This is a genomic window from Candidatus Symbiopectobacterium sp. NZEC135, from assembly GCF_025962695.1.
Genome location: NZ_JAGFPF010000028.1, coordinates 42948 through 53320, shown reverse-complemented (window position 1 = coordinate 53320; position 10373 = coordinate 42948). Strand labels below are relative to the sequence as shown.

The following is a 10373-nucleotide window of genomic DNA, read 5'->3' as shown; positions in this document are numbered from 1 at the left end:
GTCAACGAACTGCTGCCTTGGAGAGTAACGCTACCTGCGGAGTAATCCTGTCAACACGGTTCTCGCTGCACGCTTACGAGCCTCCTTATAATAACCTGACAGTTCATGCCCGCAGCGCTATCCAGAACGGCCCATCATTCGACAAAGATGTTTTGGCAACGTCCATTCTTGGCACAAAACCAACATTGTACTCCAATAAATGATTTACCGTCTGAAACGTTCAAAAAGTAGATTACCTGGCCTCAGGAAATATCCGCTGTCAATGTCCCCTTGCCAATTCATGGCATAAGATACCGAGTTGTTCCACAGCATTCAAAAGCTGGCTTGTGGGTTCATTCGCACCGTTCAACCGCAGATAGTTTTGCAGTTCTGCCGCCCCCGGAGAAAACAGAGGTCCCGGACTGACACCAATACCAAGGGCAAGTGCGCGACGATGGATCTCCAGCGCATCAATCCCGAGCGGGAGTTTTACCCAGATCAGAAAACCGGCTTCTGGCGCGGCTACGCACGTGCCCTGTGGGAAACTGGTTTCAATCTTTGCGATGATAGCCCGGATACCTTCCGCAATCCGAAGCTTCAGGTACCGCAAATGCCTGTCATAATCACCGCTTGCCAGGATCTCGTTCGCTGCGGCTTCAATCAGCGGCGCGCCTGCCCACTCCCCAGCCATACGGGCCTGCAATACCGTTGAGTGATAGCGTCCGGCAGCAATCCAGCCTATTCTCCAGCCCGGTGCCAGAGTTTTAGACAGTGAGCTGCAATAAATAACATTTCCGCACCTGTCGAAAGCTTTACACGCTGGCGGACGCTGCACGCCACCGGCCAGGTCGCCATATACATCGTCCTCAATTAACGGAATGTTCTTACTGGCAAGCAGGGTCACCAGATCCCGCTTACGCCCAACGGGCATGCTGGCACCCAACGGATTTTGCACCGTAGGTGAGGCCAGAACGGCGGCAGGACGGTGGCGCAAAATGGCATCTTCAAGCGGTGCCAGCAGTAAGCCTTCAACAGGATCCGTGGGGATCTGTAATGCCTTCAGACCCAGGTCCTCTAACAGCAGGAGCGTGCCGAAGTAGGCGGGCTGTTCAATCGCCACGGCATCGCCAGGCTGGCATACGGCGCGGAGCGCCAGACGTAGCGCCTGAGTTGCACCTGCGGTAATGATAAGGTCATCCGCACCAAAAAGAGCCCCCCACTGTGCAGCGCGTGCGGCAATCTTTCTGCGTAGGTCTGCTCTCCCCGGGGGCAGGCTGTAGCTCTGCCCGTGTGCATCAAGCCGACGACCTGCCGTCTGCAACGCCCGCTGTAGTAAATCTACGGGAAGCCAGGTGGGATCGGGTAGTGCAGCACCAAGCGGGACCAGACGTGCTTCCGCGCTACCGAACAGCGATCGGGCTATGGCGGACATGGTCACCGGCACGGGCCCAGATGAAGAAGCAGTGCTTTGTGCCTCCCCACTGGGGGGGATCTGGTGGACAAAGTAGCCTGAACGCGGTCGCGCGATAATCAGGCCCTCCGTCTCAAGATAACGCAGGGCTTCCAGCGCCGTAGGGAGACTGACCTGCTCGCGCTCGGCCAGTTTACGCGCGGAGATCATACGATCTCCTGTTCGTAAAGCGCCTGAAGCAAGTGTAAGCCGCAGCATCTCGGCGATTCGGCGGTAGTGGGGAGTCGACGGGAATGGGTCGGACATCGGAATCTGTACAGTCTGATTTTTGATAAATCTGACTATACAGGCGATGCGGGGCGCCATCTATAGTGTGTTCAACACAAACCAGCCTAGGAAGTCACATGCACAGCGACAATTTTGATCTTTCCCTCTACTTACGGCGCATCGGTTATAGCGGACATGCGGCTGCTGATACCGCTACACTCCACGCGCTCATGCGTCACCAGCTCTTTTCGATCCCCTTTGAAAATCTGGATGTACAGGCAGGTAACATCGTTTCGATGGTACCTGATGATATTGCCGATAAGCTATTACAGCAGGGACGGGGCGGCTACTGCTATGAACTCAACGGGCTGTTTACGATGGCGCTGGAAGCGCTGGGTATTACCTACCGTTTTGTTGCGGCACGGCCCATGTTTTACCCTGCACGCCGGCCTAAAACGCATATGGCGGTCATCGCCGAAGTCGATGGTCGTCAGTGGCTTTGCGACCTTGGGTTTGGAAGCTACGGTATCCGCGCGCCGCTGGCCTTAGACCAACTGGATACGGACATCACCCAGGATTTCGATACGTTCCGGCTTAGTCGTGATGCGAGCGGATACTATCTGCTACAGGCAAAGGTTGAAGGACGTTGGTCCGATCAATACGCTTTTGACCTGTCACCTCAGGAATGGATTGACTTTGTTCCGGCCAATTACCTTAACTCCACGCACCCCGATGCCGTCTTTGTACAAAAGCTGCTTGTTATACAGCACGGACCTGAGGGACGCGTTATCCTGCTTGGCAATACGCTTAAGACGATTACCGCAGACAGGATAGAGACACAATTGCTGGCAGAAGACGAAATTGTGGATGTACTTGAGAACCGCTTTGCATTGTCTGCACGGTAAAAAAGCCAAAGGCCAATGAGTCCACCGTTAAACGGACACGTTTAGAAAACGGCCCCATCGCGGAGGCCGTGGCTCGCAAGAGGCCTTAGCGCATTATGTCGGCGATGAGGTTGGGGCTGGGTTCGAATCCTGACACCTGATTTCAGGATCGGGTGTATTCAGTTTCAACCGTTTTGATTCTCCTCCGCCATTTCCCGTGTGCTGAATGAGAACAGCGCCTGCAACAATCAGTATCACCCCAGCGATTCGGGCAAGCGTGACGGGGCGCTGGGCGAGCCCCATCAAACCAAACTGATCAACAAGTATCGCCGTGATCATCTGACCAGCCACGACCAGAACAATGAAACTGGCGGCCCCGAGCCTGGGTGTTAAGGCGGTTGAACTGACAACATAAAGTGCACCAAATACTCCCCCAATCCATAGCCACCAAGGCCCCTCCAGGGCATTGCTCAGACGAGGGCTAGGCGCTTTGAAAAACCACAACAGGGGTAACAACACAAGCAAACTGACAATGAGAGAGACAAGCGCCCCCCAAAGCGGGTGTCCCAGCGCCTTACCTACCGCAGCATTACTCGATACCTGAAACGGCAACAACGCACCAGCAACCAGAGCGATTGCTGCCGGGAAAAGTGATAAGACGATGCCTTTAATAAACATGTAATACCTCCAGAGGGAGAATTATGCGATAGAGGTATCTTTCACTATCCTTTATATTTATTGAAATTCTTAATTTGCATACAGGATATGCATGAAATGGATACTTTAAGGAAAATCGATCTTAACCTGCTCCTGACTTTACACGCCCTGCTTGCTGAGAAACACGTTACGCGTGCGGCACTCAGGCTCCATCGCAGCCAGCCGGCGGTAAGTCACTCGCTGGCCCAACTGAGAGCTCACTTCCAGGATCCATTACTGGTGCGTAAGAACGGAAAAATGACGCTTTCGGCCAAAGCTCACGCACTTCTTCCTCCGCTTGAAACCTTGCTTCAGGGGTTGGATAGACTGTTAGCCCCGTCAGTATTTGATCCCTATACGGCAAAACGACGCTTCAGGATAGCCATGTCCGATTACGCAGCAAGGATAGTATTACCCTCCTTGATGATTCATCTGCGACAAAATGCACCGGGAATGGATCTGGCGATTATACAAGCCAGTAGAGAAATGATGCTGGCGCAACTTGAGGATGGTGAAGTGGACCTTGCGCTTGGCGTTTTCCCGAATGTTGTGGAAAGTGTTGAGAAGGAGACGCTGTTCACTGAAGCGTTTATTTGTCTTGCCGACAGACGTTTTCTACCTGCTAACCGTCATCTGACGCTTGAAGAGTGGTTGGCTAAGCCACACGTACAACTTGCGACGCTGCCGGATACGGTTGATGAAATTGAAAAAGCACTGATGTCCAAGGGACTAAAGCGACACATTTGTGTGGCACTTCCTCACTGGAGTGCCGCAGTAGACCTGCTTCCCGGAACCGACCTTGTATTAACCATCGCTAGCCGTACGGTGATACCAGGAGATTGTCATGATGCTATTTGTCGGTTTACACCACCCCTTGAACTTAATGGTTTCAAGTTTGAACAAGCCTGGCATTTCAGGAAAAATGCCGATCCGGCCCATCATTGGTTACGTTGCGCGATCATGGCGAGTTGTAAACGGTTCAGGTAGATTGTTTTTAGCGGTATTTACGGTCACCAGGCTCATCAATCTGCCGGAACAGTGCGTCTAATCGCCCTTTTTTCTCAGATCAAAGGCCGCACGAGCATGCCGAATCGTTGCAAGGTTTTCTTCAGCCCACACCCACACACCACAAAATGCAGCCCCCAGGCTCAGCCCTAAATCGGTCAGTTGGTATTCCACTTTTGGCGGCACGACAGGATAAACCGTACGAATAACCAGCCCTTCCCGTTCCATATCTCTTAGCGTCTGTGTGAGCATTTTCTGGCTGATGCCGGTCACGTGTCTCGCCAGTTGTGTAAAACGCAATTTGCCCTGTTCAGCCAAAGCCTCGAGTATCAGCATTGTCCACTTGTCTGCAACTCTGGCGATGACGTCATTAACCAGTGCTTCAACGTGAGGATCAGGTTTCTTAGCGTGCGATAGCTTTTCCTGCACGTCCTCGTGACTCAGTGCGTTGTCGTTCAAAGTCATACTCTCTTTTAGAATGTTATCGCCCATTTGGGCAGTCTATTTCAGAAAGTATGCTGGAGATCGAAATTTCTTACCAGAATGAAACGACTCACCGCCTCGCTATGCCTAAATCTTACCGCAAGGTAAGTAGGGTACTTTTCAGTGCCTACTTCCTAAAAGGCGTAAATACTCCTACTGTCTTAAGCACACGCGTTACTACTCCAACTTAAAAGGCAGGCTTCAGCATGAAAACAGCAGATAACACCATACTTATCACCGGGGGCGGCTCTGGCATTGGCCGGGAACTGGCCTTGCGCTTCCACGAATTGGGCAATACCGTTATTGTCAGCGGCAGACGCTTACAGTCCCTCAAGGAAACGATTGCAGGAAGAGCGAATATGCATGCAATTGAGCTTGATATCGATGACCCCGCGGCCATTAATGCGTTTGCACAACGGGTCGTGGATGACTATCCCGCCCTTAACGTCCTGATCAACAATGCAGGCATTATGCGCTACGACGATCTCAGTACAAGAGGCGATTTACTTGATGCTGAGGCGCATATTACCACCAATTTACTCGGACCTGTCCGTCTGACTAACGCCCTGCTTGACCATCTTAAAAGCCAGTCTGACGCTGTTATTGTCAATGTCTCTTCCGGTCTGGCATTTGTACCGCGTACTGACGCAGCAATTTATAGCGCAACCAAAGCGGCTATCCATTCCATGACCCAATCTTTACGCCATCGACTTTCCGGGCAGATAGAAGTCATCGAACTGGTTCCACCCGCGATCCAGACCGAACTGACGCCAGGCCAGGCCAACCGGGAAGGATACCTACCGCTCGAGGCATTTATCGATGAGGTGATGGCGCTGTTTTGTGAAACACCAACACCTGAAGAAATCATTGTTGAACGTGCCCGGTTGCAGCGACTGGCCGAACGAGAAGGACGTTTTGATCAGGTATTTGAACGGATCAACTCAGTAAATCCTACTACATTCAATCGGATAGAATGAGGTATATTTGCATTACAGTGTAAAAATTGAAGGATCAAACATGAACAATGATGAAATGGAAGCAACGCTGCTGGAAAATGGCTTCACGCCTAAAGACATTGCTCATATGCAAAAGCTCATCAGACGTGGGGTAGAAAAAGGTAATACTGAGACAACCTTACTTTCGTTCGTACCTCTTTTAAAGCATCGTTTTTATAACGTATTTTCGATATTTTTGCTGATAATTGCCGTGTTTTTTCTAAACATTTATTTTAAATATCCCATGAGCACGGCGTCTTTTATCAGCAATATTATTGTGACCCTCGTGGGTCTGTGCTGTACCTATCATATTGGCGCTTTACCCCTGAGTTACAAATCTTATCGCTATTGTCAGAAAAAACGGAGCTAACACGCCCGGTAACTTATCGATGTAGTTGTCTGATGATGTTTTTGAGGCGCTCCAGTGGCTTCCGTCTTCGTCTGCAGCCCCTCCAGCGCTTAATCACCATAAGCAACAACACCTGTTTTGCACATAGGTGCAAGACACTCGACAAACTGTAACATTGCCTCGCTATATTCCTGCCTGTCGTCAACAGTCAGGGATAAATCCGTGTCTTACCAAGCCGAGATTCGCCACCGAAAAACCACGTGGTCAATGCTGCGCCACACGCTGTCTATCGCCAGCCACGAACCCGCCAATTGGCTTGGCGCACTGCTGCTGATGCTGTTTAGCGGGATCATTCTGGCACCGGTGCTTTCCGTTTTACTGAATGCGGGACTGGTGCAAAGCGGCGATGAAGGTCGCACCGATGCCGCTGAGGGCGCATTGACTGCCTATTATCTGCTGCGCACGTTAGCCTCAAGAATGTCCGATCTGCTGCTGTGGACACCGTTACTGAACACCTTGGCGGTGGCAGTGAGTACCGTCGTCGGCGCACTGGTGGTGGGCATCACGCTTGCCTGGCTTATTCACCGCACCGATATTGCCGGGCGTAAGGGTTTCGCCACCCTGCTCATTGTGCCGTTTATGCTCCCTTCCTGGACCTTCGCGCTGGCCTGGACCACCCTGTTCAAGAACCATGCAATTGGCGGCCAACCTGGTTGGCTGGAAGCCATGGGGATCCAGACACCCAATTGGATGGCCTACGGCTATTTTCCCATTGTGGTCATCATGGCCTTGCACTACACGCCATTGGTTATCCTGATCGTCGGGAATGCTCTGAGGCGTATCGACAGTCAGATGGAAGAGTGCGCCCGTGTACTGGGTGCCTCACGCAATGTCATTGCGTTCAAAATCATTATCCCACTGGTGCGTCCCGCGTTGCTATCGGCATCGTTGCTGATTTTTGCCGACTGCATCGGCGAGTTTGCCCTGCCCTATATTCTCGGTCTGCCGGTCCATTTTGATACGTTATCGACCAGCCTATACCGGGCCATCAGCACCCGCCAATCCGGTGTGGCTGCGGTTATTGCCACCGTGATTATGCTGATGGGCATGATCACCTTGCTGCTGGACATGAAAATGCTGCGCGAGGCGAAACGCTTTGTCACGGTAGGCGGCAAAGGGGTCATGGAGCGTCGCCGCTCACTCGGGCGTTGGCGTATTTTGGCCGCCGCCGTGCCGCTTACTTTTATTGTGCTAGGGGTCGCCATCCCTCTGCTGACGCTGTTTCTTTCTACGGTGATGCTGCTGCCCGGTCGCTTCACGGCGGATAATTTCACCCTGGCCTACTGGGTTGGTCACAACCTCGATACGGTAGCGCTGCATAACGGCATACTGCTGACGCCCGAATTTTGGCGCACGGTGGGAAATACCTTGCTTATCGTCGGCTCCGCGTCTGTCACCTGTGGCGTACTCGGTCTGCTGGTGGGCTATGCCGTGATGCGCTGCCATTTCCGTTGGATTGCCAACTGCCTGCGTCAATTGACGTTTCTGCCCTATCTGGTGCCTGGCATTGCCTTTGCCACAGCGTTTCTCTCTCTCTTTGCAGTAGCAAGAGGCCCCATTCCTGCTCTCTATGGCACGCCGCTGATCTTAATTCTGGCGCTGATTGCAGAAAAAATGCCTTATGCCAGCCGTTCTGGTATTGCCGCCATGACCCAGCTAGGCAAAGAAGCTGAAGAAGCCGCGCAGATTGCCGGTGCCGGTTGGTTGGCGCGCTTGCGCCGCATCGTGATTCCGATTCAAGCTGGTCCGCTGGCGACCGGCATCCTGCTGCCATTTATCTCGGGCATCAAGGGAGTGAGTCTGTTTGTCATTCTCGCCACCCCCGCAACCGATGTGCTGACAACCTATTCCCTGCGTTTGATTGACTACAACTACCAGCAGGCGGCCAACGCCGTGGTACTGATGATTGCGCTGATTTCATGGGCAGGTACGGTGATGATCCAGAAGATCACCGGTACTGGCCTGGCTGACGCGCTGGAGAACTAACATGCCTTCCATCCAGTTGTCCCATCTCACCAAAACATACGCCGGCAGTGATAGCCCGGCAGTAAACAACATCAGTCTGACCGTCAACGACGGTGAATTCATGTGCTTGCTCGGGCCGTCTGGCTGCGGAAAAACCACCATTTTGCGCATGATTGCCGGGATTGAGCACGCCAGCGACGGGGAGATTGTCATCGGTGACAAGGTGGTCGACTCCGTTACGCAGGGTATTTATGTTCCGCCCGAGAAACGCGGCATCGGTCTGGTGTTTCAAAGCTATGCGCTCTGGCCCCATATGACGGTCGAACAGAATGTCGATTTTGGTCTGCGTCTACAAAAAGTCCCGACGCCGGCGCGTATCGCACGCACACAGGACGTGATGGAAAAATTGCGCATTGCGGATTATGCCAAACGTTATCCGGCGCAACTCTCCGGTGGACAGCAGCAACGCGTCGCGCTGGCGCGCATGCTGGCGGTGAATCCCGGCGTGCTGTTGCTTGATGAGCCACTCTCAAATCTGGACGCCACATTGCGTCTGGAAATGCGGGCTGAGTTACGCCGCCTGCACGAAACCTTCGGTACCACCATCGTGTTTGTCAGTCACGATCAGTGGGAGGCGATGACTCTGGCGACCACCATCGCGGTGATGAGCGCCGGGCAGATGCAACAGGTCGGCACGCCGGATCAAATCTATGCCGCACCCGCCAACCGCTTTGTCGCCGAATTTATTGGCACGCCCAAGCTCAATATGATCCCGCTGCACCCGCCATTGAGCCATTTGGCGCAACATCTGCACCAGCGTTTTTCCCTGCACAGCAGCGAATACACCGAGCTGTGCGGTATCCGACCCGAAGAGATTGTTCTCAGCGCTGACGCAGGCAACAACGGCGTTGCCATGACCATCGATAACATTATGCCTACCGGCGGCAGTTGGATCATTGAACTGGTCGCCGGCAACGATCGGCTGTTCCATTCAACGCAACTGCGACCGCGCTGGCAGCCCCATCAGCAAGTGTTCTGCCAGCTGCCGACCCACTCGCTGCACTTTTTCAATCGCCATGGGCTACGCCACGAAATAGCCGCCCAGTAATCCCCTTACTTATTATCAGGAGTCACGATGAAGCGCACATTCACCGCACTGTTGGTCACCAGTACTTTGCTAATCAGCCCGTTAACCCATGCTGAAACCGCCGAACTGCAAGCCCTGATCGCCGCCGCACAGCAAGAAAACCCGTTAACCGTTTATGCGTCAACCGGTAAAATCGTGCAGCAGGCCAAAGCCTTTAGCGAAAAGTACGGGCTTAAGGCCACTGGCGTAAAAGCCGATGCGCCGCAGATCATCGAAATTATCAGCCGTGAAGCGCAAGCCAAAAACGTCAGGGCCGATGTCGCTATCGTGGAAGATACCCCGGCGGCAATCACGCAGTTGCTCAGTAAGGGCTACGTGCAAAGCTGGGTTCCGGATGACCTGAAAGGCCACATCGCCGCCCGTTATCAAAACCCGTTAACCGTGGTGCTGGCACCCAACGTGTTTGCCTACAATACCACACGTCACACCACCTGCCCCGTCACCAATATCTGGCAGCTCACCCAACCCGAATGGCGTGGCAAGGTGGCGATGCAGGACCCGACCGGCAAACCCGCCTACACGGATTGGTTCAGCCAGATGGAAACTCACTACGACCAGCAAATCCGCGACGCGTACCAACAACAATTCGGTAAGCCGCTGCAAACCAACGAGAAATCAGCCACAGCGGCGTTTGTCAAAGCGCTGGCAGGCAACGGTGTGTTGCTCACCCACTCCGATAATGACGCGGCCTCTGCCATTGGCGCACCGGACGGCAACGCCGATTTTGTCGGTCTGGTATCAACCGCAAAATTCCGTGATAACCAACAAGGGATGAAGCTGGGGTTGTGTAACGGGCTCAAACCGTTTATCGGCTGGAATTATCCCAGTCTGGGGGTTATCGCCACTGGCAGCCACAGCCCTAACGCCGCCAAGCTGTTTATCCACTATTTGCTGAGCGCAGAAGGGATTGAGCCGCAGAGCGTCGATGGCAAAATGTCCACCAACCAGACAGTCTCACTGCCCGCCAACGAAGCGTCCGGGATTGAAAAATACCGCGCAGAATTGATGGAATATCTGACGGACACGGCTAAAGAAGATTGGAAAAGTCGGCAGGACTGGCAAGATATCTGGAGCCTGAGCTACAAGAAATAACCGGTCATTCAGACCATGACATCCCCCCTCTTCATTTTAA

Annotated in this window: 11 protein-coding genes; 8 read left to right on the top strand and 3 right to left on the bottom strand. The window is 53.2% G+C overall.

All coding sequences use genetic code 11. The annotated features are described in order from the left end of the window. A partial coding sequence (locus J5224_RS14595) for a hypothetical protein (RefSeq protein ID WP_264626064.1) occupies nucleotides 1–203 on the top strand: 203 nt, incomplete at its 5' end. Between the two features lie 56 nt (nucleotides 204–259). Here J5224_RS14595 and J5224_RS14590 read toward each other — a convergent pair. After that, entirely contained in the window at nucleotides 260–1756 is a 1497-nt protein-coding gene (locus tag J5224_RS14590) for a PLP-dependent aminotransferase family protein (RefSeq protein ID WP_264626063.1), read from the bottom strand. A gap of 38 nt (nucleotides 1757–1794) precedes the next feature. Between J5224_RS14590 and J5224_RS14585 the strand changes: the two genes are divergently transcribed. Further along, entirely contained in the window at nucleotides 1795–2562 is a 768-nt protein-coding gene (locus J5224_RS14585; RefSeq protein WP_264626062.1) for an arylamine N-acetyltransferase family protein, read from the top strand. A gap of 93 nt (nucleotides 2563–2655) precedes the next feature. Here J5224_RS14585 and J5224_RS14580 read toward each other — a convergent pair whose 3' ends face one another. Then, on the bottom strand, nucleotides 2656–3219 hold the full coding sequence (locus J5224_RS14580; RefSeq protein ID WP_264626061.1) for a DMT family transporter: 564 nt from the start codon (nucleotides 3217–3219) through the stop codon (nucleotides 2656–2658). Between the two features lie 96 nt (nucleotides 3220–3315). On the opposite strand from J5224_RS14580, the gene J5224_RS14575 reads away from it, so the two are divergent. Next, complete coding sequence (locus J5224_RS14575; protein WP_264626060.1) at nucleotides 3316–4224, top strand: LysR family transcriptional regulator; 909 nt, start codon at nucleotides 3316–3318, stop codon at nucleotides 4222–4224. 57 nt (nucleotides 4225–4281) lie between these two features. Here J5224_RS14575 and J5224_RS14570 read toward each other — a convergent pair whose 3' ends face one another. After that, nucleotides 4282–4734, bottom strand: a complete 453-nt coding sequence (locus J5224_RS14570) for a winged helix-turn-helix transcriptional regulator (protein WP_264626059.1) — start codon at nucleotides 4732–4734, stop codon at nucleotides 4282–4284. Between the two features lie 197 nt (nucleotides 4735–4931). On the opposite strand from J5224_RS14570, the gene J5224_RS14565 reads away from it, so the two are divergent. The 5 genes from J5224_RS14565 to J5224_RS14545 all read left to right on the top strand — a co-directional run bounded on the left by J5224_RS14565 (nucleotide 4932) and on the right by J5224_RS14545 (nucleotide 10333). Beyond that, on the top strand, nucleotides 4932–5702 hold the full coding sequence (locus J5224_RS14565; protein ID WP_264626058.1) for an SDR family oxidoreductase: 771 nt from the start codon (nucleotides 4932–4934) through the stop codon (nucleotides 5700–5702). 40 nt (nucleotides 5703–5742) lie between these two features. Further along, nucleotides 5743–6090 carry a hypothetical protein gene (locus J5224_RS14560; protein ID WP_264626057.1) on the top strand — a complete coding sequence of 116 codons (348 nt, stop codon included), beginning with the start codon at nucleotides 5743–5745 and terminating at the stop codon, nucleotides 6088–6090. A gap of 201 nt (nucleotides 6091–6291) precedes the next feature. Next, nucleotides 6292–8115 carry an ABC transporter permease gene (locus J5224_RS14555; protein ID WP_264626056.1) on the top strand — a complete coding sequence of 608 codons (1824 nt, stop codon included), beginning with the start codon at nucleotides 6292–6294 and terminating at the stop codon, nucleotides 8113–8115. 1 nt (nucleotide 8116) lies between these two features. After that, nucleotides 8117–9202, top strand: a complete 1086-nt coding sequence (locus J5224_RS14550; protein ID WP_264626055.1) for an ABC transporter ATP-binding protein — start codon at nucleotides 8117–8119, stop codon at nucleotides 9200–9202. A gap of 27 nt (nucleotides 9203–9229) precedes the next feature. After that, nucleotides 9230–10333, top strand: coding sequence for an ABC transporter substrate-binding protein (locus J5224_RS14545; RefSeq protein ID WP_264626054.1), 1104 nt, complete (start codon nucleotides 9230–9232; stop codon nucleotides 10331–10333). Nucleotides 10334–10373 lie beyond the last annotated feature (40 nt).

Coding starts and splice junctions, on each gene's coding strand:
- J5224_RS14590 (WP_264626063.1), bottom strand. CDS start 1,756: ATGGCGCCCCGCATCGCCTGTATAGTCAGATTTATCAAAAATCAGACT.
- J5224_RS14585 (WP_264626062.1), top strand. CDS start 1,795: ATGCACAGCGACAATTTTGATCTTTCCCTCTACTTACGGCGCATCGGT.
- J5224_RS14580 (WP_264626061.1), bottom strand. CDS start 3,219: ATGTTTATTAAAGGCATCGTCTTATCACTTTTCCCGGCAGCAATCGCT.
- J5224_RS14575 (WP_264626060.1), top strand. CDS start 3,316: ATGGATACTTTAAGGAAAATCGATCTTAACCTGCTCCTGACTTTACAC.
- J5224_RS14570 (WP_264626059.1), bottom strand. CDS start 4,734: ATGGGCGATAACATTCTAAAAGAGAGTATGACTTTGAACGACAACGCA.
- J5224_RS14565 (WP_264626058.1), top strand. CDS start 4,932: ATGAAAACAGCAGATAACACCATACTTATCACCGGGGGCGGCTCTGGC.
- J5224_RS14560 (WP_264626057.1), top strand. CDS start 5,743: ATGAACAATGATGAAATGGAAGCAACGCTGCTGGAAAATGGCTTCACG.
- J5224_RS14550 (WP_264626055.1), top strand. CDS start 8,117: ATGCCTTCCATCCAGTTGTCCCATCTCACCAAAACATACGCCGGCAGT.
- J5224_RS14545 (WP_264626054.1), top strand. CDS start 9,230: ATGAAGCGCACATTCACCGCACTGTTGGTCACCAGTACTTTGCTAATC.